Below are 20,459 nucleotides of genomic sequence, written 5' to 3'. Positions count from 1 at the left end.
CAAATATATCTCCTTTTTCACCATCGGTAAAATACTATTTTTTACGCATTCACCATAGATTAAAACTATGGTGAAGACCAAACTCCAAACCGACAAACCTCATCGCCCACACCCCAAAGCACCGAAGGTGCGACCTCACAACCCCTTACCCTTATGACTTTACAACAACTTAAATACGCTATCGCCGTAGCCGACACACGCAACATTACCGAAGCATCGAAGCGCGTATTCATATCGCAACCGAGCCTTACGGCAGCTATCCACGAGCTCGAAGAAGAAATGGGCGTTACCATCTTCAACCGCTCCAATAAAGGCGTCACGATCACTAACGAGGGCGACGAATTCCTTTCTTACGCAAGGCAAGTTTTGGAACAGGCAACCCTGATGGAAGACCGCTACAAGGGCGGCAAAGGTGGCAGTACCATCTTTTCCGTGAGCTGCCAGCACTACTCTTTTGCGGTTAACGCATTCGTCGATGTCATCCGAAAATTCGGCGGTCCAAGCTACGATTTTACGCTCCGGGAAACACAAACTAACGAAATTATTGACGATATTGCCAAGCTAAAAAGCGAAATTGGCGTACTTTATTTGAGCGACAAGAACGAAAAAGTCATTAAAAAACTTATTCAAAAGAACAATTTGGTCTTTGAACCGCTCTTTGCGACCCCTCTGCATGTGTTTATGTCGTCTAAAAATCCGCTTGCGAAGAAAGAAAAAATCACGCTTGAAGATTTAAAGCCGTATCCGTACCTGACCTACGAACAAGGCGATTTCAACTCGTTCTACTTCGCCGAAGAACCCCTGACCGCCATCGATTTCGACTGTCCGCGCAATATCAAGGTTCGCGATCGCGCGACACTTTTCAACTTGCTCATCGGCCTGAATGGCTACACCATTTGCTCAGGCGTCATCAGCCACAAGCTCAACGGTCGAAACATTATCGCAAGGCATCTTGACGTTCACGACAAAATGACCATCGGTTACGTGATGCGAAAAGGCGTAACGCCATCGCGCTACGCCAAAGCATACATTGCCGCACTTTTGCGACACTGCAAATAAATTACTTGTCAATAATCGCCGAGGCGACCACACCATCGCCAGCGTAAAGCACCAGCACTTGGCCAGGGGCGGCAGCGAACTGCGGCGTTTCGAACTCTACACGAATGCGGCCCGGTTCTAGGTCAAGAATCTTTGCGGGAGAGCCCTTGTGGCCCAAGCGAATGTGGGCATCTAGCGGGCCCTTGAGCAGCGGCGAGTTTTCGTTGACCATCAAGTTTAAGTCAATGGCAGAAACTTGAATGCAGGAAAGAGCGCTGCGGGGGCCGAGAACCACCTGATTCTTGGCAGCATCAATAGCCACCACAAAAAGCGGTTCCTTTTGGCCGCCAATGTTCAGACCCTTGCGCTGGCCCACCGTATAATTCACGATTCCCTTGTGCTTACCCAGCACCTTGCCGCTCACATCGACAAAGTCACCCGGCACCTGATCCGATTCTTCGAACAGCACCGAGTAATCGCCGCATTCGATAAAATCCTGGCTTTCGCGCTTGGTAGCAAAATCTTCCCAGCCGATTTCAGCGGCAAGCGCCTTGACATCTTGCTTGTGCATGTTCCCCAACGGGAATAGCACTGTCGAAAGTTGCTCCGCCGAAAGTCGCGACAAAAAATAAGTCTGGTCTTTGCCCGTATCTAAGGCGCGATACAAGAACGGTTCATTCTCGTTTTTGAAATCAAGACGCGCATAGTGTCCGGTAGCAAAATAATCAAACTCGATTCCCATTTTGCGGGCAGCCAAGTGCAATGCGCCAAACTTGATGGACTGATTGCAACGCACGCATGGATTCGGAGTTCGGCCAGCACGGTATTCGGCGCGGAAATAATCCAACACCTTTGTTTTGTATTCACCTGCGACGGGAACTACATAATGCGGGATTCCCAGACGATCTGCCACCAGTTTCGCTTCTTCGATATTCTTGTCCTCACTCGGACCGTAACAGCCTTCGCGGCCTTCTACCGCGGGCATATTCACCGAACCGTCCCACGTAGCCATGGTGAGTCCGACTACTTCATAACCCTCTTTTTTCAAAAGGTACGCTGAAAGTGCTGAATCTACACCGCCTGAAAGTCCTACTGCCACACGCTTCATTATTTACCTTACGATTATTGCGACAAACCTTTCTCAAATTCTGCCAAGAATGTACGGCCCTGTTCCCATTCACCTAGATTTGAGTCGGAATTGATGTGCCCTAGCGCGCCTGCATTAAACAACTTCGCGCCCCACGCCTCGGCAAAGAATTTCGTACGCTCGGGAGTCATGTACGGATCGTTTTCGCTCCCCACAATGCAAACGGGTACCGGAAGTTTTTCGGCAGGCATCGGAGCAAAGTTCTTGATGACATCAACAGTGTCGGCATCGGCAGGGGCCACAAGGAAGGCCCCCTTGATATTCGCCGGAAGATCCCCTTGCTGTTTCGCACGCAAAAGCCAGAGAGCCGTCGTTACGACGCCCAGACTATGTGAAACCAGAATCGTGTCGTCCTTCAGCTGGCGGACAGCTTCATCGAGTGTCGCAATCCAATCCTCTTTTTGGGGCTTATCCCAGCAATGCTGATAGACTCGGCTTGCGCTAGGCAGGCTTTTGGTCCAAAAAGTTTGCCAATGGTTCGGGCCAGAATTATTTAAACCGGGAACAATCAAGTAGTGCATTCGTGAAGTCCTTTTTATTCCCTACAAAAATAGTATAAAAGTAAGAAGGCTGCTGTGAACTAATTCCATTTTGACTACTTTACCGCCGCTATCAGGCGCACGGAATCGAACGCCTTCAGGTTTCCCATCAGAAAATACCGCTGCTGTAGCGCATTTTCGCCGAGAAATTCGTCGACCTTGAATCCGTGACGTTCAAGTACCTCGAAAACCTCGCGGTCTAAGTAACCTTCGGCCATGGTTTCGCCGCAATCAGCAACGATTTTTCGCAATTCTTGAACGGAATTCGAATACGCATCTTTTTGCAAGTAATCAAATACAATCGAAATGCCGGTTGATGCAATCTCTGAAAACTGCCGCACGGTTTCTGCAAAAACAGGAAGCGGAAGATAATATGAGACACCCAGAATGCTAATAACTGTCGGCTTTTTGCAGTCAAAGCCATTTGCGACAAGTCTTTCGACAATGCTGTCCTTGCTGAAGTCGATCGCCACAAAATGGACATTCTCCGAAACGCTCCACTTGAGTTCGCGAATGCGATTTTTCTTGTAGCTTTGCGTCGGAAGCAAATCCAATTCAAAAACTTCGACATTCGGGTCTTTGTTGCGGAACGAGAACGTGTCTACACCCGCACCGCAAATTACATATTGAATCTTTCCCGAACGGGCAAGGAGCTTAACGCGATCTTCGGCGAAGCGACTCCTCGAAAGTACAATCGGGAGGAAGTATTTCCGGTTGAAATATTCGACCGAATTTTCTGATTCCTGCGGAAACCGCTTTAGAATCAAGCGCGAAACATTTTCATACTCCTCGCGGCCCATCAGGTCGAACGCCAAAAAGTCATTGAAAACGGTATGGTCCGATTGTAGAGAATGCCAGGCTCGTGCAAATGCGCATAATTTTGCTGTTAAACTTTCCATTGTATTATCCTTTTAAAATTTTAGTTGAGGGCCTTAGCCCATAAGAAACGCCCGCGTAGGTTAACCTTACACGGGCGACAAAATGAATACCGCAATAAACGCCCGTCAACATCGGCCGTTCTTACAACAAAATTCTACAATCAGAGGCAGCATTTTATTTATCCTGTAATCCCTTGAGTCTCTGGGTGCGTTCCGCAATCTTTTTGCGGTATACGTTGATTTTGGCAATCGCTTCGGCGATGGGAAGCGCGATGTCGAAAGCGCGCACATTAAAGCGCGTTAACGCCTGCACTGCCTGCGGGCCCAGCTGCGAGCAGAGAACGTAATCTAAATCGGCTAGATTTTTTGCTGCCGAGAACATGGACGAACGTTCCACATCTCGCTGACCGCAAGCACCATCGCCACATGTGCCGTCGCAATGCTCCGGTTTTACGCGGACCTCGACTTTTTCAAATTTTCCGCTTTCTTCATCGACTTCGTAGACGTCGAACGCCGCGGCATGTCCAAAGTGAACATTGACATTTTCGCCATCGTTTGTGGCGACTGCAACTCTATATTTAGCCATGAGAGAAAGTCTCCTTTACACGGATACGGTCCATGTAGATTTGCGCACCGACATCATAAACGCCCGGGACGCCAACGGCATCGGCACGGCAATGGGCGCAATGCTTGAATACGTTGATGAATACGCCCGCCTGTTCCTGCGCAATCGCAAGAGTTTTCGGTGTCGGAGCGGGAATATCCTTAAAGCCATTTTGCGGAATCAACGGAATGATATTGTACATGATGGCGCCCGCTTCGCGCACGGTGGCCGCCACATCTTCGATGTGCTTGTCGTTAATGCCCGGGCAAAGAACCGTATTCACTTTGATAAGCGTTCCACTCTTTGCGACTTTGCGAATGCCTTCGAGCTGGTTGTGAATCAGGATTTCGGCTGCTTCTACACCCTTATAGGTTTTACCGTGGTAGAAAATTCTCGCGTTGATCATCGCCTCGATTTCAGGGTCCACGGCATTCACCGTAACCGTGAGAGAATCAATGCCCACATCGATGACTTCGTCTGCCTTGTCATTCAGCAAAAGCCCATTGGTGCTCATGCAGCGAATCAGCTGCGGGAATTCCTTTTTTACCAAGCGGAATGTATCTAGTGCAAAAGGAGTTGCCAAGGTGTCGCCTGGGCCAGCGATTCCCACTGTCGTAAGTTCCGGCACAAATTCCAGAGCCTTGCGAATGTATCCGCAAGCCTCTTCGGGTTTAATCACCTTACTCGTATTTCCCGGTACCTGAGCATCTTCGTTAATGCGTCTATCACAAAAACGGCACTCGATGTTGCAACCTGGGGCGACTGGCAAATGAATGCGCCCTTTCCGGTTTTTGCAAGCACCAAAACACGGGTGTTCTCTAAAAACTGTTTCTTGACTGGTTGCCATAAAACCTCGCAAGGTATGTAAACCTTGCACAAAAATGATCGGTAAATAACCGATTTAGTTTGTATTAAAAATGGTGAACGTTTTGCCTAGCGTTCTGTAGCGTGATTAATGCTTTAACTTCTTAGCCAAAGAAGTATGGGTGTAAAGTTAAAAATCACAGCAATGGATTTCAATACGAAGGCAAGAGCGAAAATAAAAAAATTTCATTTTTTCGAGAGTGCAATAGCTTTACACTAATGTGTGTTATAGGCGTTCGCTATCGCAAAATACTTTTTCGCATGCGCAATAGATTCGCGCTAATAAGGGTTATAAGCGGAATTTATAACAACTTAAAAAAAGTGATTTTTTTTGACCAAACGGATTCAAAAAGTATTGGAAAGAGTTGACTTAAATTCTAACTTGCCTTTGCCTAGTAATTTTGTAGGAAAACATCAAGGAGACACGATAACATGTCTAAGAAATTACGTCAAATCGCTATTTACGGAAAGGGTGGCATCGGCAAATCTACTACGACCCAGAACTTGACTGCAGGCCTTGTTGAACAGGGTAAACACGTTCTTGTTGTCGGTTGCGACCCCAAAGCAGACTCTACCCGCCTTTTGCTCGGCGGTCTTCATCAAAAGACAGTGCTTGACACCATTCGTGACAATAAAACTGAAATTCAGCTTTCTGACCTTGAAAAGGTCGGCTTTAAGGGTGTGCGTTGCGTGGAATCCGGTGGCCCGGAACCAGGCGTGGGTTGCGCAGGCCGCGGCATTATTACCTCGATTAGCATGCTCGAACAGCTCGGCGCCTATACCGAAGATCTTGATTACGTTTTCTACGATGTGTTGGGCGACGTGGTGTGCGGCGGTTTCGCCATGCCGATTCGTGAAGGCAAGGCCAAGGAAATTTACATCGTGGCCTCCGGCGAAATGATGGCCCTTTATGCGGCAAACAACATTTGTAAGGGTATTGCCAAGTATGCCCAGCACGGCGAAGTGCGCTTGGGCGGTATCATCTGTAATAGCCGTAATGTGGATAACGAGCTTGACCTGCTCCGTGCATTCACCAAGGAACTCAATACTCAGCTTATTCAGTTCGTGCCGCGCAACAACATTGTGCAGCAGGCCGAAATCCGCAAGAAGACCGTGATTGAATTCGAACCGAAGTCTAGCCAGGCAAATGTCTACCGTGAACTCGCCAAGAATATTGATGAAAACGAACTCTTCACCATTCCGACCCCGATGACGCAGGACCGTTTGGAACAGATTCTCATCGATTATGGCATGATGGAAAAAGACTACCAAATTTAATGTGAGGGCTCATGGCCAAGACTAATATTAATTTGAACATGACCTCAGTCGAAAACCGCGAGTATCGACTGGGTACGATTATCGGCTGGGACGGCAAGGCGAGCGATTTGATTAAGGAATCGGCCTACGACGAACGCAGTGCGAAAAAGCATGGCGGCTGCGCGGGCAATGGCCCGGGCTGCAAACTTTGTGAATTGAGTTCTCCGCTGAACCAAGAGACCATGTGCTCTAATGCGATTGTGCAGTGCCAGGTGGGTAACCTGACGGACTGTGCCCTGATTGACCATTCTCCTATCGGTTGCAGCGGCGAAAACTCCAAGTTTAACCTCTCTATGCATAACGGCCTTCGCCGTCGCGGAAAGCCCCTGCAGAATACGCTGAACATCAGTACGAACCTGAAAGAAAAGGACATGGTTTTCGGTGCTTCCGATAAGCTCCGCCAAACGATTCTCGACGCAAAGGAACGCTTTAACCCCAAGGCAATCTTTATTGGCATGGCGTGTGCTACCGCTATTATCGGCGAAGACATCGATTCCATTGCCGAAGAAATGGAGCCTGAGGTTGGCGTGCCTATCATTCCGCTACACTGCGAAGGTTTCCGTTCTAAGCACTGGTCTACGGGTTTTGACGTCGCTTTCCATGGCGTTCTTCGCCAGATTGTGGAACGCCATCCGACCAAGAAGCAGAATGATTTGCTCAATATCGTTGCCCTCTGGGGTTCGGACTATTTCTCCGAAATGCTTGCTCCGCTTGGGCTGCGCGTGAACTACCTTTTGGATACCGCCTCTTTCGAAGAAATTCGCCAAGCCTCCGAAGCAGTCGCTACCGCAACCTTCTGCGATACGTTGGGCGGCTACATGGCCACGGCTCTTGAAGAATCTTTCGGCGTTCCGCAGATTGACGCTCCGCAACCTTACGGCATCAAGGGAACTGATGCTTGGCTTCGCGCTATCGCAAAAGTTGTCGGCAAAGAAAAAGAAGCCGAAGAATACATTGAAAGCGAGCACAAGCGCATCGCCCCGAAACTTGCCGAACTTCGTGAATTTTTCAAGGGCAAGAATGGTATCGTGATGACGGGATCTGCATACGCACACGGCCTTATCAGCGTGCTTTCGGAACTGGGAATCGGCCACGACGCTGCACTCGTGTTCCATCACGACCCCGTTTACGACGGCGGTGGCGAACATCAGGACACCCTCAAGGAACTGGTTGAAACCTATGGCGACATTCCGCACTATACCGTCAGTAAGACTCGCGCCTTCCAGCTTCCGCAGCTTCTGAAGCGCGCCAAGACCGACTTTTTGCTTATTCGCCACCCGGGTCTTGCTTCTGTTGCGGGGCACCTTGGATTTCCGACCCTTACCATGGGCGACGAGCATATTCCGGTGGGCTATCAGGGCATTCTCCGTATCGGCGAAATGCTCAAGGGCGTTATTTCGCGCACCAAGTTCAACCAGGTGCTTAAACGCAATGTGAAACTCCCCTATTCCGATTGGTGGCTTTCTCAGGACGATCCGTTCTACTTGACCCACCATCCGGAAGCTCTTGAAGATTTGCCGGAACCGAGAAATCTCAAGTTCAGCAAAAGCAAAAAGAAAGACAACGATAACGGCGAAGAAAATAATTCGGAAAATGTATAACTAGGGAGTTTCAAAATGTCTGATTCTACAATTAAAAGAAAAAAGAGTAATTCCATTTCGGACCCCCGATACGCTTGTGCGGTTGGTGCATCTCATACGGTTGTAGCGATTAAGGGTGCAGTTCCCATTGCCAACTGTTCTCCAGGTTGCCAGCTTAAGCAAACGGCTTTTCTCACCTTCGAAAATGGCTTTCAGGGCAGTATTTATGCCGGCGCTGGTAACATGCCGAGTGCAAACTCCACTGAAAACGACATCGTCTTTGGCGGCATCAAGACTTTGGATCAGTTGATCAAGTCGACGCTCAAGGTGTTCAATGGCGACCTCTACGTTGTGCTTACCGGTTGCGTGGGAGGTCTTATCGGCGACGATGTTTCGAGCCTGGTTCGTGGCTACCGCGATTTGGGTTACCCGATCGTCTCCGTTGATACCGCTGGGTTTAAGGGCAACAACCTTTTCGGTCACGAAGAAGTCGTGAATGCCATTATCGACCAGTTCGTGGGTGATTACAAGGGTAAACGCAAAAAAGGGCTTGTCAATCTTTGGTTTGAAACTCCTTACTACAACCAGAACTGGCGTGGAGACTATCAGGAAATTGCCCGTATTCTCCGTGGTGCCGGTTTTGAAGTCAATGTTCCCTTCGGACCCGAAAATAACGGCGTCGCGGACTGGCTGCGCATTCCGAAGGCTCAGTTCAACTTGGTTATTTCTCCGTGGGTGGGTGTTCGAAACGCAGAACACCTCCAGGAAAAATATGGCCAGCCGTTCCTGCACATTTCTGAAATTCCGCTCGGTGCCGAAGCGACTAGCGAATTTATCCGTAAAGTCGTCGAATTTGCCGGAATTGACAAAAAGCAGAGCGAAAAGTTCATCAAGGAAGAAAATCAGATTTACTATTACTATCTGGAACACTTCTCCGAATTTTTCGCCGAATACTGGTTCGGTATGCCCAGCGAATTTGCCATTACCGCAGATTCCGCCTACACGCTTGCCTACACCAAGTTCCTCGTGGATCAAATCGGCCTTATTCCGCGCAAGGCAATCATCAGTGACGATCCTCCGCAGAAGTTCCGCGAACAAATCGAAAATGCCTTCCACAACATTAGCGAAGGTGTCGATGTCGACGTGGAATTTGAAGAAGATGGCTACCTGATTGAAAAGTCTATTAAGGAAGTGAATTTCTCTTCTGGAAAGCCTTTGATTCTCGCCTCTTCGTGGGAAATCAATATCGCCAACGAAAAGAATGCATTGCTTTTCGAAATTACTCCGCCCTCTAGCGAAACGTTGATTATCAATCGCAGCTTCGTTGGTTACAAGGGTGCGCTTAATTTGCTCGAAAAGATTTACAGCACATCTGTTGGTGGTAAATAATTTCAAGATAAATTAACTTTAATCCGTTTACTCTCCTAACACAAAAATGTCGCCTGATTTTCAGGCGGCATTTTCTCAAAAGTAAAAGTCACTTTTTGTCACTGTCTTAGTTCAAGTTTAACCCTATATTAAGTTATAAAGAAAAAGTATTTTACAAGCTCATTTTTATTTCTACTTTTAACGCACAAAATTTCGAGAACGTCATGTTCCGAAGAGCAAACAAATCAGAACGAGGATACCTATATGTGTAGACTTTATACTTTTGCTCAAGGCATTTGCCAGTAAGCACTCACCCCCACCAAACAAAATTTAATCGCATCGTGCAAAAAAGTTTTTTGCATGGTTGCTCAACTCACAAAAATTTTCAATCAGGAGATTTATAAATGAATATCAATTCGAAAAATATTGCTGCCAAGATTATTCTTTTATCTGCAATCACCTCTTTCGCTGCAGAACCTCTTTCTGTCACTACAAAGTCTGGCGTAAGTGCAACCCTTTACGGTTTTGCCTCTCTCAATGCCGCTTACGAAGATTCCAAAAGTAACAACGGAAATTTCGCAAACTTTGTTGCGGCTTCCGACATCACCAATGAAAATGATGGCGGCTGGCATCTCACCCCGAATCTGACTCGAATCGGTTTCAATCTTTCGAGCGGTAACGATACGACTTATTTCAAGGCCAACGGTAAAGTTGAAATTGACTTCTATGGCGGTGGTTCCGCTAACAATCCCAATCCGCGTCTTCGTCACGGCTATGGCGAAATTTCGTTCAGCAAGACGGGCTTCTCTATTTTAGGCGGTCAAACTTGGGACGTAATTTCTCCGTTGGTGACCCCGACTCTCAACGCAGGCGTTCTCAACAATTCGGGTGACGCAGGCCTTCGTAGGGCTCAGCTGAGACTCACCGAGAAAATCCCCGTTGGTGAGGGCTCCGTGGACGTTGCTGCCGCTGTTGTGCGCACCATCGGCGAAAACCAGCCGTACAATTCCTCTTCTGCCTCGGAAACCGGTACTGACGCCGATATTCCTACTTTCCAGGGCCGCATCGGCATTGCGCTTCCGCTGTGGGTAAAAGACAAGAAGGTCGGTCTCGGCGTTTCGGGCCATTATGGACAAGAAGAAATCGACTTGGATGATACAGGAAAAACCAAGGATATCCCCACCTGGTCTGCAAACGTAGACTTGAGCCTCCCCATCACCAAGGCCATCACCGTCCTTGGAGAAGGATTCATCGGTGAAAACCTGGATACGTATGCAGCCGGTATCGGTCGCGGATTTGTCGCCAACACCGAAGATCCCGAAAGCGTCAAGAGCATCAAGGCTTACGGTGGTTGGTTTGCCCTGCAAGCTAAACTGATTCAAAAACTGGCAATTAATGGTGGCGCAGGTATTGACAAACTGGACCGCGATGATATCGAAAAGGTGGGTGGCCGCGAACAGAACCTTTCCATTTTCGCAAACGCTACCTACAACCTGACTGATGCCTTCTCGCTCGGGATTGAATACCTCCATGTTCAAACAGATTACCTGATCGCAGGCACCGTAAAAGAAGCAGACTTGAACCGTTATCACCTTTCCGCAACTTATGGCTTCTAACGAAGGAGACTTGAATAATGAATCAGAAACAAATTTTCAATAAAATCCGCAATCGAATTGCTTTCACAATCCTCTTTAGCCTCGCCTGCGCTACTTCTGCAACCGCCGCAGACAAGATTTCCATCGGTTACCTGTCTTCTACAGGTCAAGGAAAATTCTTTATCGCTAAAGATGCTGGCATTTTCGAGAAAAACGGCCTTGACGTAACGCTCGTTGAATTTTCGAATTCCGGCGACGGCATTGCCGCTGTCCGCGCAGGTAAACTCGATGCAGGCGCATTCGGTTCGCTCGCTCCGCTTATTCACATTTCGCAGGGTGCCGACATCCGCGTGATTGGTGGCATCATGGGTGGTGACCAGGCCGTCATTACCCGCAAAGAAAACGCTGGTTCCGTCAAGAAGTTGAGCGACCTCAAGGGTAAGAAAATCGCTACCATTCGCTTGGGCACTGCCGATGCCATCGTTCGCGGTGGCCTTAAGAAAGAAGGTATCGACTGGCACAAGGACGTGACCATTGTTGAACTCAAGAACCCGCCTGCAGTGATCGAAGCTGTAAAAAACGGCAGCGTGTACGCAGGTGTCACTTGGGGTCCGCACGACCTCCGCGCCGAAGAAGCAGGCCTTTCCGTAGTGCTCCGCAGTAAGGACATCAACCCTGGCCATATTTGCTGCCGCTTAATTGCCTCGCTCCGCAAGATTGACGGTCGCGAAGATGTCTATAAGCGTTTGGTCAAGTCTCTGCTTGAAGCCGAAGAACTGGTGCAAAATGACCACAAGAAGAGTGTGGAAATTATTGCCAAGTGGATCAAGCTTGATACCGCTCTTGTCAACAAGGCGTTCTACAGCGGGCACGTCACGCAGGATACGGACCCGAACGTGAAGGGTGTCGAATTCTTCTGGGATTTCTTGAAAGATGCAGAATTCATCAAGTCCGACAAGAAAGTCTCTGAATACGTACGCACGGATTTCTACAAGGCCGCCATTGCAGAACTTCGCAAGGAAAATCCCAAGTCCGAATTCTACGCCAAGGCAGAAAATATTTTCAAGTCCAGGAACTAAGGAAAGTATGACAACAAAGCAAAATGGTTTTGAAGCAACGAATCTCGGTTTTTCGTACGATGGCAGGGCCATCCTGAAAGACATCAACTTGAAAATCAACCAAGGAGAATTCGTATGCCTGCTAGGCGAAAGCGGTAGTGGCAAGACCACTTTGCTAAACCTTCTCGCTGGGCTTACCAAGCCGAGCGAGGGGCATGTCTACTGGAAAGGAAAAGAAATCGAAAAGCCTTCTGCAGAAAGGAGTGTAGTCTTTCAGGATTACACCCTTTTCCCTTGGCTTACCCTTCTCCAAAATGTGACGCTCGCTATTAAAAAGACAAAAAAACTGAAGACAAGTTACGCCAAAAATTTAGCAGAAGAATACTTGAATTTGGTGGGACTTTCAGGAAGCCTGCATAAATACCCCTTTGAACTTTCGGGCGGAATGCGCCAGCGCGGAGCCATAGCGCGCGCCTTAAGTGTCAGCGCTGACGCCCTTCTTTTAGACGAACCCTTTGGCGCTCTCGATCCCGTAAACCGTGCAAGCCTCCAGGATTTAGTGCTGGAACTTTGCCGCGGCGTCAAAGACCGGCCGATTACAACATTGTTTGTAACACACGACATTCGCGAAGCCGTTTATCTCGGGAGCCGCATTATCGTTTTAGGCTCGACCCCGGGACGTATCATTGCGGACATCCCGCTTGATTTCCCGGTAAAGAAGAATCGTGGCGACTGGTTCCGCAACGAAAAAGTCCAAGAAACCATTGCAACTATTGAAGACGCCTACCACAAGGACATCCTTGAAAAACTAGGCCACATTGTACAAGGAGGTGCCAGCATATGAGAACCTTTACAAAATACTTATCCAAGTTTTCAGGAATCCTTTTTCTTCTCTTCTTGTTAGGAATTTGGCTGCTGATCAGTTGCGGCCCGGAATGGGACAGTCAATACCTGTTCCCGTCTCCTAAGGCGATATTTAAGGCCCTCTTTGATTCACGTGAAGAACTTTTGCGCAGTGCGGGAGCGTCCCTCTTGAAACTTGTCCCCGCATATTTGGTGGCATCGATTGTCGGAATCTCTATCGGAATTGTTTCCGGTTCCGTTCCATGGGTATCGAACATGCTAAAACCTATTTCCAGGTTTGCGGCCCCCATTCCCCCCAACGTCTACATTCCTTACGCGATAGCGATTCTTCCGACGTTCTACCTGTCTTCGACATTCATCATTTTTATTGCCGCCTTTTGGCCCATCTACTTGAATACGGCTGCCGGCGCCGCCGAAATCCCCGAAAAATACAAGCGTAACGCCGCCATCATCGGAATCGGAAAGTTTGAATACTTGTGGAGAATCGCCCTTGTAGCAAGCCTTCCCTCGATATTTTCGGGACTATCTGTAGGTATGGGGCTTTCGTTCATCATGCTCACCGTGGCTGAACTTTTCGGCGAAAATACGGGGCTCGGTCACTTTGTGCAATTTTACGCGGACTATTCCGATTACCCCAACATGGTTGCAGGCATTCTCTGGACAGGCATTGTGGTGCTTGCGATTATGGAACTGTTTGAACTTGTTAAACGCAAGCTCCTGTTCTGGACAAAAGCGAATTAGTCATGATTAGTAACACTTCAAAAATATTTATATTGGCGGTGAAAATTGGAGATTTAAAATGAGCCTGACCGTCGAACGCGCAAAAGAAATCAGCAAGGGCCACGTGACCGAAGAATCGCTGGTCATCCATTCCCTCAACGTATGCTACGCCATGGGCGCCATGGCCAAACACTTCGGCGAAGACGTTGAACACTGGCAAGCCGTGGGCTATCTGCATGATTACGACTACCAGGAATTCCCCGAAGAACACCTGCAGCACACCGAAAAGGAACTGCTCGCGCAGGGCGTCTCCGAAGAAGACGTGCGCGCCATTTTGGCACACGGCTTTGAAATCGTGAACCAGGTGGAACCCAAGACCAACATGGAAAAGAGCCTGTTCACCGTCGACGAACTCACCGGAATCATCCAGGCCTGCGCGAGAATGCGCCCCAACGGCATCCTGGATCTGGAAGTGAAAAGCTTCATTAAGAAGTTCAAGGACAAGAAATTCGCCGCCAAGTGCAACCGCGACTACATCCTGAAAGGCTGCGCCCTGCTCGGCATGGACGTGAAAGACGTCGCCGCCATCTGCATCGAGGGCATGCGCGAACACGCCGCCGAAATCGGCCTAGCAGGGAACGCCGCGTAATTACGACGCTATTCATAATCCGTAAAGCTTTCCAAAAACTGTAACGAAAAATGCCAAAGTATCTTGCGAAAGAGCTTTGGCATATTTTTTGCATTCTATGGGGCGCAGGATTTAATATGATTACGCTGAACGACTACTTGTATTCCGGAAACACGGTGCTGAAAATTTTGCACCAGTATTCTAACGACCTCAGGAATGGTGCGAAGGAAACGCGCAACAGCATCGACCTTGCGCATTCGAATTTTCTGATTCAGATTATTGAATTGCTGGAGCACAATGACTTTTTGACTTCGCAGTCTCAGCGGATCAAGGAATTCTACAAGTTCATGACGCGGGAATACCCGTTCTTGGCTTTTACTTTCAAGGGTCGCATTAAGTCGCTGATTCGCGCCGAAGAAAAATTCAATGGATACATCCTTGAATACATTTACGGCTACTACAAAAAAAACGGGAAGTTCCCGACAGAAGCCGAAATCAAGAGCAAGCTGAACTTTCGCGACTTGATTGCTTACCGCATTGTGATTTCGATGCCGGTTTGCCACATTAAAAAGGGCGAGAATCGCCGCGAAGTAGAAGAAAAGTATCTGTACGAAATCGCGAACGTGCTGCCGGAATTCTTGGAAGAGCGCGGCTTTACGGCAGAGATCACGAAGTACACGGAAGACGGTCATTCGGAATTGTTGAATGAACAAGTGCGGCCGTATTACCACGATTCGGTGGCATTCCCGAGGAGTTCGGGCTACCAGTCGCTGCATATTATTTTCTACGACAATCTAGCCCGCTGCTTTACCGAGGTGCAGTTGCGCACCAAGGACATGGATGACTTTGCCGAAATCGGCGAGGCGAACCATTTTGGCTATGAGAAAACGCAAGAGGCGCGCCGCAGCAAGCACGACGAGATTCCGAGCGGCGAATGCGTGTATTTTGACGAGGCTTACGAACGCCTGACAAAATTGCAGGAAATCGAGCTCGCGAATGTAGACGTGAACATGTTCAAGGCTATCAACAACCAGCTAATAAACGACGGTTGCGGTCTTTTCCGCGGTCGGCAAATTTTGCCGTTCGAGCATCTATCGCGCTTCCAGAATGATTTGATTGACTGATTTGATTGAAAAGCTATAAAAAAAATGTATATCCCGAAATATTGCACCGTTTAGGTGCAATTTTTATTTTTGTGTATCATATCGTTAAATCTGTGAGTTGCCGTCATTAAATTTTTTTCTATACGATAAAATGTCCGAAGTCAAAAAAATTCTTGCAAAAGATTTTCACAAGATTGATTCCAAAAACTCAACCTTGTTGGATGTTCGCGAACCGAGCGAGTCCATTGTACGTCCCGTAAGTGGGGCTATTCTAATTCCATTTTTTGAGTTGTCCAAGAAGATAGACAGTATTCCGAAAGACAAGCCTGTTTACGTGTTCTGTTCTACGGGAGATCGTTCCGAAGAGGTTGCCGAAATTCTCGCCGATCGCGATTACGACGTGTACAATGTAGAAGGCGGGCTTGAAGCTGTCCCGAAAGTGCATTTCGTGGATGCCAAGGGCCTCAAGTGCCCGGGCCCCATCGTGAAGGTGGACGAAGCGGTCAAAAGCGTGGCCGTTGGCGAAGAAGTCCAGGTGGAAGCGACCGAGAAAGCATTTTTCTCGGATGTGGAAGTCTGGTGCCAGCGTACCGGCAACGAGTTGAAATCGCTCATCGAAAAAGACGGCGTAATCTATGCGACCATCGTGAAACGGAATGCGCCCCAGTCTCTCGAAAAAAAAGATTTTGAGCACGGCAAGACTTTTGTCGTATTCAGCGGCGATTTGGATAAGGCGATAGCCTCTTTCATTATGGCGAATGGTGCTGCCGCGATGGGCCGCCCGGTCACGATGTTCTTTACCTTCTGGGGTGTAAGCATTTTGCGCAGGCCCGAAAAGGTGCGCGTCAAGAAATCGCTCATCGGAAAAATGTTTGGATTCATGATGCCCCGCGGTTCCAAGAAGCTCGGGCTTTCGCGCATGAACTTTGGCGGAATCGGCGCCAAGATGATTCGCGCGGTCATGAAGCAGAACGGCGTTTCTTCGCTAGAAGAACTTATTGAAAGCGCAAGGCAGAAGGGCGTGAAGTTTGTCGCCTGCCAGATGTCGATGGAACTCATGGGCATCACTGCCGAAGAGCTGATTGACGGCGTGGAACTTGGCGGCGTTGCGACCATGCTCGGCTCCACCGAAAAGTCCGACTTGACGTATTTTATTTAAGGTCCCGTTATGATAAACAGACAAGCCGCTCTTGAAATTTTGAACGCGAACGCAGATTCGTTACCGAATCTTATTGAACAGGCATATCAGCTGCGTACCAAGTACAAAGGCAACCGCGTAAGCATTCAGTTGCTCACCAATGTCCGCAGCGGAAACTGCACGCAGAACTGCGCCTATTGTGCCCAGTCGCGCGATTCTGCAGCTCCGATTGAAAAGTATCGTTATGTAGAAGACAAAAAGCTGTATGGCGACAACGATCTCGTTGACGAAATGCATTTGGCGAGGCACTGTATCGGGCTCAGCGGCATCCGATTTGCAGACGACGATATCGAAAAACTTGCCGAGCGCATCCGCAAGATGAAAAAGAACGATACGCAAATCTGCTGTTCCATCGGGTTCCTGACCGAAAAGCAGGCGTTGATTCTCAAAGAGGCAGGCCTCAACCGCATCAATCACAACCTGAACAGCAGCCGTCGTTTTTACCCGAGCATCTGCACCACGCACACTTACCAGGAACGCATCGACAACCTGAAAATGCTGAAGGGCCTCGGCTTTGAAATTTGCTCCGGCGGCATCATCGGCATGGGCGAAACGCCCGAAGATGTGGTGGACATGCTTTTTGAACTGCTGGAGATTAATCCGGACTCGGTGCCGATCAACTTCTTGTTGCCGGTAGAAGGCACACGCCTTGCGGAGCGCGACATTTCGGCACTGACGCCCGAATACTGCATCAAGGTGCTTTGCCTTGCGCGTCTCATGCTTCCGAAATCGGATATCCGCTGCGCCGCCGGCCGCGAAGTGTATTTCAAGGGTCACGAAAAGACGCTCTTCAAGGTAGCCGACTCTATTTTTGCGTCAGGCTACCTCACCGAAGGCGGCCAGAGCCTCGAAGAAACATTCCGCACTATCGAGGCGGCAGGCTTCACCTGGCAAGTGGAAAGCGAATCATCCCACTAGCTTCAAAAAATACTGGTGAATACTTGTGTCGCTATTGAGTTCCGGGTGAAACGAAAGTGCAATCTGGTTCTTGTAGCGAACGGCAACGATTTGCTCGGGAGCATCTGCAGTATTCGAACTTGCCGTACGCGAAAGGACTTCGACGCCTTCGCCGACCGATTCAAAGAAGGGCGCGCGAATAAAGGTCTGCGGAACCTTTCCGACGTGCGCGACTTCGTTTTCCGTAAAGAAACTGCCAAGCTGCCTTCCGTAAGCATTTCTGCGAATAATGGCGGGGAGTGTCGCGAAATGCGCCTTGTTTTCGCCTGCAATTTTTTCGGCAAGGAGGATTGCGCCGGCACATGTTGCGAGTACGGGCAGGCCTTCGACAATCTTTTTACGAAGAGGCTCGAAAAGCCCTAAGTCATGGAGCAGTTTCCCTTGCACGGTGCTTTCGCCACCGGGGAGTACGAGACCGTCTAAATGGCGGTCAAGGTCGCGTAACTGCCTGATTTCAAATACTTCGGCGCCCAGCGATTTGAGGATACGTTCATGTTCAATGAACGCCCCCTGCACCGCGAGTACGCCAATTTGCGGTTTGTTAATTCCCATTACTTTCCCCTTTCGGCCATCAGCAGCGCGATTTCCTGTTCGTTGATACCGACCATGGCTTCGCCCAAGTCTTCAGAGAGCTTGGCGATAAGCTTTGCATCGGTGTAATTGGTAACTGCCTGCACAATGGCGGCGGCACGCTTGGCGGGGTTGCCCGACTTGAAGATTCCGGAGCCTACGAAAACGCCTTCGGCACCGAGTTGCATCATGAGGGCGGCATCGGCGGGGGTGGCGACACCACCGGCAGCGAAGTTCACCACGGGGAGTTTCTTGTGGTCGTGAACGAAGCGCACCAGGTCGTACGACACCTGGAGTTCCTTGGCACGGTTAAAGAGTTCGTCTTCGCGCATGCTCGAAATGCGGGCGATTTCCTGGTTCATCAGGCGCATGTGTCGTACGGCCTGGACGATGTCGCCCGTACCCGGCTCGCCCTTGGTACGGATCATCGATGCGCCTTCTTCGATACGGCGCAGCGCTTCGCCCAAATCCTTCGCGCCGCAAACGAACGGCACATCAAATTCTCGCTTATTGATGTGGAAAATGTCGTCGGCAGGAGAGAGCACTTCGCTTTCGTCAATGTAGTCAATCTCGATAGCCTGCAAAATTTGCGCTTCGGCAAAGTGGCCAATACGGCATTTGGCCATGACCGGGATAGAGACTGCATCCTGAATGCCCTTAATCATCTTGGGGTCGCTCATGCGCGATACACCGCCCGCGGCACGGATGTCGGCAGGAATGCGTTCCAATGCCATCACGGCGGCGGCCCCAGCGGCTTCGGCAATTTTGGCCTGTTCGGGGGTTGTCACATCCATAATGACGCCACCCTTGAGCATTTGGGCAAGGTTCTTGTTGAGTTCGTAACGATTCTGGTCAGACATGTAAATCTCCTTGGTTGTGGAATGGTTTAATTTCAGGCTGTAATTTAAAACATTCGCTTGACCTGCACAATATTCAGTTTTTTACTATTTTTATAAGGTCAGTTAAATATCAGATTAGCAATACTAATAAGGTCAGTTTCATGTTCACTTACGATATGTCCAAAGCGGGAGCAAACAGCCTCTACCATTACCTTTACCAATGCATCAAAAAAGATATCGTAAGCGGAAACGTCCTTGCCGAAGAACAGCTCCCTTCTAAACGTAATCTTGCGCAGAATCTTGGCATTAGCGTCGTGACGGTTGAAAACGCTTACGCCCAGCTCCTCGCCGAAGGCTACATTTACTCGCTCCCTAAAAAAGGCTTCTTTGTCGTAGACATCAACGCAACGGCGGAACCCTGTGCTCAACGCAAACGCAAGATGCCGCGTACCCGCAGGCTCCGAGCAGAACTCACCGACGAGTCAGAACATATCAACCCGAAATACATTGCCGACTTTGCAAGTAACGGTTCCGATATCGAGGCGTTCCCCTTTACCACTTGGGCAAAAATCACTCGCGAGGTCCTTTGCGAAAGGCAAAATGATTTGCTGCAAGTTTCTCCGGGAATGGGCTCGCTAGAACTTCGCCGAGCCATTGCCCGCATGCTCCGCGAATTCAGAAATATCCAGGTATCGCCCGAACAGATTGTCATTGGCGCCGGAACCGATTACCTTTATGGTTTGCTAGTACAATTGCTCGGATTTGACAAGTGCTATGGCGTAGAAGACCCGGGATGGAGTAAAATATCAAAACTGTACAGCCAATACGGCGTCAAGGTGAGTCACATTCCCATTGCGGCAGAAAGTTTCGTAGACTCCGTCAAGAAATCCGACGTCGATGTCGTACATATTTCGCCGGCGCACCATTTCCCGACCGGGATGGTGATGCCTGTCGGCGAACGCTATCGCCTGCTCAGTTGGGCTGCCGAATCCCCCAATCGCTACATCGTTGAAGATGACTATGACAGCGAATTCCGCATGACCGGAAAGCCCATCCCCGCATTACAGAACATCGATGTCACCGAGAAGGTGATTTACCTGAATACCTTTTCCAAAACGATGACTTCTGCGATTCGCCTCAGTTATATGGTGCTCCCGCCGCATCTTGCCGAGAAATTCCATAACAAACTTTCGTTCTATTCGTGTACGGTTTCGAACCTAGACCAATATGTAATGGCAAAATTCATCGATCTCGGTTACTACGAGACGCACATCAATCGCATGCGCAATCTGTACCGAGCCAAGCGCGATATGCTCCTGTTGGCTATCCGCAAAAGCAAACTTTCAAATGTCGCCCGAATTTACGAAGAAAATGCCGGACTCCACTTTATCTTGGAAGTGGACACGAAATGTTCCGATATTGAATTCTGCAACCGCGCCCGATTTCGCGGGGTAAACATCCGCGCCCTTTCGGAGTATTATTTTGAGGCGAAGCCGTCACAGCACAGGTTTGTCGTGAACTATTCGTCGGTCGATAAAACGAACATGCAAAAAGCGGTGCAGATACTTGCGAGCCTGTGCGACTAAAAAGGA

General features: G+C 49.1%; 20 protein-coding genes. 13 read left to right on the top strand and 7 right to left on the bottom strand.

Annotated elements, in window-relative coordinates:
• The first annotated feature begins 153 nt into the window (after positions 1–153).
• Positions 154–1,059, top strand: a complete 906-nt coding sequence (locus tag Q0W37_RS07995; RefSeq protein ID WP_297700437.1) for a LysR family transcriptional regulator — start codon at positions 154–156, stop codon at positions 1,057–1,059.
• A gap of 1 nt (position 1,060) precedes the next feature.
• Here the strand turns inward: Q0W37_RS07995 and mnmA are convergent, their stop codons facing one another.
• The 5 genes from mnmA to Q0W37_RS07970 all read right to left on the bottom strand — a co-directional run bounded on the left by mnmA (position 1,061) and on the right by Q0W37_RS07970 (position 5,053).
• A complete protein-coding gene (gene mnmA, locus Q0W37_RS07990) occupies positions 1,061–2,146 on the bottom strand; it encodes a tRNA 2-thiouridine(34) synthase MnmA (RefSeq protein WP_297700436.1) in 1,086 nt (361 codons plus the stop codon).
• A 14-nt stretch (positions 2,147–2,160) separates the two neighbouring features.
• Positions 2,161–2,706, bottom strand: a complete 546-nt coding sequence (locus Q0W37_RS07985; RefSeq protein WP_297700435.1) for an alpha/beta hydrolase — start codon at positions 2,704–2,706, stop codon at positions 2,161–2,163.
• A 74-nt stretch (positions 2,707–2,780) separates the two neighbouring features.
• Positions 2,781–3,623, bottom strand: a complete 843-nt coding sequence (locus Q0W37_RS07980; protein ID WP_297700433.1) for a class I SAM-dependent methyltransferase — start codon at positions 3,621–3,623, stop codon at positions 2,781–2,783.
• Positions 3,624–3,777: 154 nt separating this feature from the next.
• Positions 3,778–4,188 (bottom strand): NifB/NifX family molybdenum-iron cluster-binding protein, encoded by a 411-nt coding sequence (locus Q0W37_RS07975; RefSeq protein ID WP_072801406.1) that lies wholly within the window; start codon positions 4,186–4,188, stop codon positions 3,778–3,780.
• Positions 4,181–5,053: a radical SAM protein gene (locus Q0W37_RS07970; RefSeq protein ID WP_073321566.1), complete on the bottom strand. Its 873-nt coding sequence runs from the start codon at positions 5,051–5,053 to the stop codon at positions 4,181–4,183. The genes Q0W37_RS07975 and Q0W37_RS07970 overlap by 8 nt, the downstream gene beginning before the upstream one ends.
• Before the next feature lie 449 nt (positions 5,054–5,502).
• On the opposite strand from Q0W37_RS07970, the gene nifH reads away from it, so the two are divergent.
• The 11 genes from nifH (at position 5,503) to bioB (ending at position 17,419) form a co-directional block, all read left to right on the top strand.
• The gene (gene nifH, locus Q0W37_RS07965; RefSeq protein WP_072977618.1) at positions 5,503–6,348 is read left to right on the top strand and encodes a nitrogenase iron protein; all 846 of its coding nucleotides are present in this window, start codon (positions 5,503–5,505) and stop codon (positions 6,346–6,348) included.
• 11 nt (positions 6,349–6,359) lie between these two features.
• Positions 6,360–7,988: a nitrogenase component 1 gene (locus Q0W37_RS07960; RefSeq protein ID WP_297700428.1), complete on the top strand. Its 1,629-nt coding sequence runs from the start codon at positions 6,360–6,362 to the stop codon at positions 7,986–7,988.
• 15 nt (positions 7,989–8,003) lie between these two features.
• Positions 8,004–9,356 carry a nitrogenase component 1 gene (locus Q0W37_RS07955; protein ID WP_173352503.1) on the top strand — a complete coding sequence of 451 codons (1,353 nt, stop codon included), beginning with the start codon at positions 8,004–8,006 and terminating at the stop codon, positions 9,354–9,356.
• Between the two features lie 383 nt (positions 9,357–9,739).
• Positions 9,740–10,951, top strand: coding sequence for a hypothetical protein (locus Q0W37_RS07950; RefSeq protein WP_297700424.1), 1,212 nt, complete (start codon positions 9,740–9,742; stop codon positions 10,949–10,951).
• A gap of 17 nt (positions 10,952–10,968) precedes the next feature.
• On the top strand, positions 10,969–12,009 hold the full coding sequence (locus Q0W37_RS07945; protein WP_297700423.1) for an ABC transporter substrate-binding protein: 1,041 nt from the start codon (positions 10,969–10,971) through the stop codon (positions 12,007–12,009).
• A 7-nt stretch (positions 12,010–12,016) separates the two neighbouring features.
• Positions 12,017–12,832 (top strand): ABC transporter ATP-binding protein, encoded by an 816-nt coding sequence (locus tag Q0W37_RS07940; RefSeq protein ID WP_163452660.1) that lies wholly within the window; start codon positions 12,017–12,019, stop codon positions 12,830–12,832.
• Complete coding sequence (locus tag Q0W37_RS07935) at positions 12,829–13,593, top strand: ABC transporter permease (protein ID WP_297700419.1); 765 nt, start codon at positions 12,829–12,831, stop codon at positions 13,591–13,593. Before Q0W37_RS07940 ends, Q0W37_RS07935 begins: the two co-directional genes overlap by 4 nt.
• 58 nt (positions 13,594–13,651) lie before the next feature.
• Positions 13,652–14,221 carry an HD domain-containing protein gene (locus Q0W37_RS07930; RefSeq protein WP_297700417.1) on the top strand — a complete coding sequence of 190 codons (570 nt, stop codon included), beginning with the start codon at positions 13,652–13,654 and terminating at the stop codon, positions 14,219–14,221.
• Positions 14,222–14,337: 116 nt separating this feature from the next.
• Positions 14,338–15,324, top strand: a complete 987-nt coding sequence (locus Q0W37_RS07925) for a guanosine polyphosphate pyrophosphohydrolase (protein WP_163437570.1) — start codon at positions 14,338–14,340, stop codon at positions 15,322–15,324.
• 130 nt (positions 15,325–15,454) lie between these two features.
• Complete coding sequence (locus tag Q0W37_RS07920; RefSeq protein WP_297700415.1) at positions 15,455–16,462, top strand: DsrE/DsrF/DrsH-like family protein; 1,008 nt, start codon at positions 15,455–15,457, stop codon at positions 16,460–16,462.
• Positions 16,463–16,471: 9 nt separating this feature from the next.
• Entirely contained in the window at positions 16,472–17,419 is a 948-nt protein-coding gene (gene bioB, locus Q0W37_RS07915) for a biotin synthase BioB (protein WP_297700413.1), read from the top strand.
• Here the strand turns inward: bioB and pdxT are convergent.
• Positions 17,408–18,010, bottom strand: a complete 603-nt coding sequence (pdxT, locus tag Q0W37_RS07910) for a pyridoxal 5'-phosphate synthase glutaminase subunit PdxT (protein WP_297700411.1) — start codon at positions 18,008–18,010, stop codon at positions 17,408–17,410. The genes bioB and pdxT overlap by 12 nt on opposite strands.
• Positions 18,010–18,888, bottom strand: a complete 879-nt coding sequence (pdxS, locus tag Q0W37_RS07905) for a pyridoxal 5'-phosphate synthase lyase subunit PdxS (RefSeq protein ID WP_163415294.1) — start codon at positions 18,886–18,888, stop codon at positions 18,010–18,012. Before pdxS ends, pdxT begins: the two co-directional genes overlap by 1 nt.
• A gap of 140 nt (positions 18,889–19,028) precedes the next feature.
• Between pdxS and Q0W37_RS07900 the strand changes: the two genes are divergently transcribed.
• The gene (locus tag Q0W37_RS07900) at positions 19,029–20,453 is read left to right on the top strand and encodes a PLP-dependent aminotransferase family protein (RefSeq protein WP_297700409.1); all 1,425 of its coding nucleotides are present in this window, start codon (positions 19,029–19,031) and stop codon (positions 20,451–20,453) included.
• The last annotated feature ends 6 nt before the right edge of the window (positions 20,454–20,459 follow it).

Origin of the sequence: uncultured Fibrobacter sp. (assembly GCF_947166265.1) — a bacterium.
Lineage (GTDB): Bacteria > Fibrobacterota > Fibrobacteria > Fibrobacterales > Fibrobacteraceae > Fibrobacter.
Note: the sequence above shows the minus strand (reverse complement) of the source record. Positions and strands in the feature narration are given on the sequence as shown.

Excerpts from the sequence above, each read along its gene's own strand:
- Q0W37_RS07940 (WP_163452660.1), top strand. The coding sequence starts at position 12,017 with ATGACAACAAAGCAAAATGGTTTTGAAGCAACGAATCTCGGTTTTTCG.
- Q0W37_RS07945 (WP_297700423.1), top strand. The coding sequence starts at position 10,969 with ATGAATCAGAAACAAATTTTCAATAAAATCCGCAATCGAATTGCTTTC.
- pdxS (WP_163415294.1), bottom strand. The coding sequence starts at position 18,888 with ATGTCTGACCAGAATCGTTACGAACTCAACAAGAACCTTGCCCAAATG.
- pdxT (WP_297700411.1), bottom strand. The coding sequence starts at position 18,010 with ATGGGAATTAACAAACCGCAAATTGGCGTACTCGCGGTGCAGGGGGCG.
- Q0W37_RS07975 (WP_072801406.1), bottom strand. The coding sequence starts at position 4,188 with ATGGCTAAATATAGAGTTGCAGTCGCCACAAACGATGGCGAAAATGTC.
- Q0W37_RS07925 (WP_163437570.1), top strand. The coding sequence starts at position 14,338 with ATGATTACGCTGAACGACTACTTGTATTCCGGAAACACGGTGCTGAAA.
- Q0W37_RS07920 (WP_297700415.1), top strand. The coding sequence starts at position 15,455 with ATGTCCGAAGTCAAAAAAATTCTTGCAAAAGATTTTCACAAGATTGAT.
- Q0W37_RS07960 (WP_297700428.1), top strand. The coding sequence starts at position 6,360 with ATGGCCAAGACTAATATTAATTTGAACATGACCTCAGTCGAAAACCGC.
- Q0W37_RS07900 (WP_297700409.1), top strand. The coding sequence starts at position 19,029 with ATGTTCACTTACGATATGTCCAAAGCGGGAGCAAACAGCCTCTACCAT.
- mnmA (WP_297700436.1), bottom strand. The coding sequence starts at position 2,146 with ATGAAGCGTGTGGCAGTAGGACTTTCAGGCGGTGTAGATTCAGCACTT.
- Q0W37_RS07985 (WP_297700435.1), bottom strand. The coding sequence starts at position 2,706 with ATGCACTACTTGATTGTTCCCGGTTTAAATAATTCTGGCCCGAACCAT.
- Q0W37_RS07935 (WP_297700419.1), top strand. The coding sequence starts at position 12,829 with ATGAGAACCTTTACAAAATACTTATCCAAGTTTTCAGGAATCCTTTTT.
- Q0W37_RS07930 (WP_297700417.1), top strand. The coding sequence starts at position 13,652 with ATGAGCCTGACCGTCGAACGCGCAAAAGAAATCAGCAAGGGCCACGTG.
- Q0W37_RS07955 (WP_173352503.1), top strand. The coding sequence starts at position 8,004 with ATGTCTGATTCTACAATTAAAAGAAAAAAGAGTAATTCCATTTCGGAC.
- Q0W37_RS07950 (WP_297700424.1), top strand. The coding sequence starts at position 9,740 with ATGAATATCAATTCGAAAAATATTGCTGCCAAGATTATTCTTTTATCT.
- bioB (WP_297700413.1), top strand. The coding sequence starts at position 16,472 with ATGATAAACAGACAAGCCGCTCTTGAAATTTTGAACGCGAACGCAGAT.
- Q0W37_RS07970 (WP_073321566.1), bottom strand. The coding sequence starts at position 5,053 with ATGGCAACCAGTCAAGAAACAGTTTTTAGAGAACACCCGTGTTTTGGT.
- nifH (WP_072977618.1), top strand. The coding sequence starts at position 5,503 with ATGTCTAAGAAATTACGTCAAATCGCTATTTACGGAAAGGGTGGCATC.
- Q0W37_RS07995 (WP_297700437.1), top strand. The coding sequence starts at position 154 with ATGACTTTACAACAACTTAAATACGCTATCGCCGTAGCCGACACACGC.
- Q0W37_RS07980 (WP_297700433.1), bottom strand. The coding sequence starts at position 3,623 with ATGGAAAGTTTAACAGCAAAATTATGCGCATTTGCACGAGCCTGGCAT.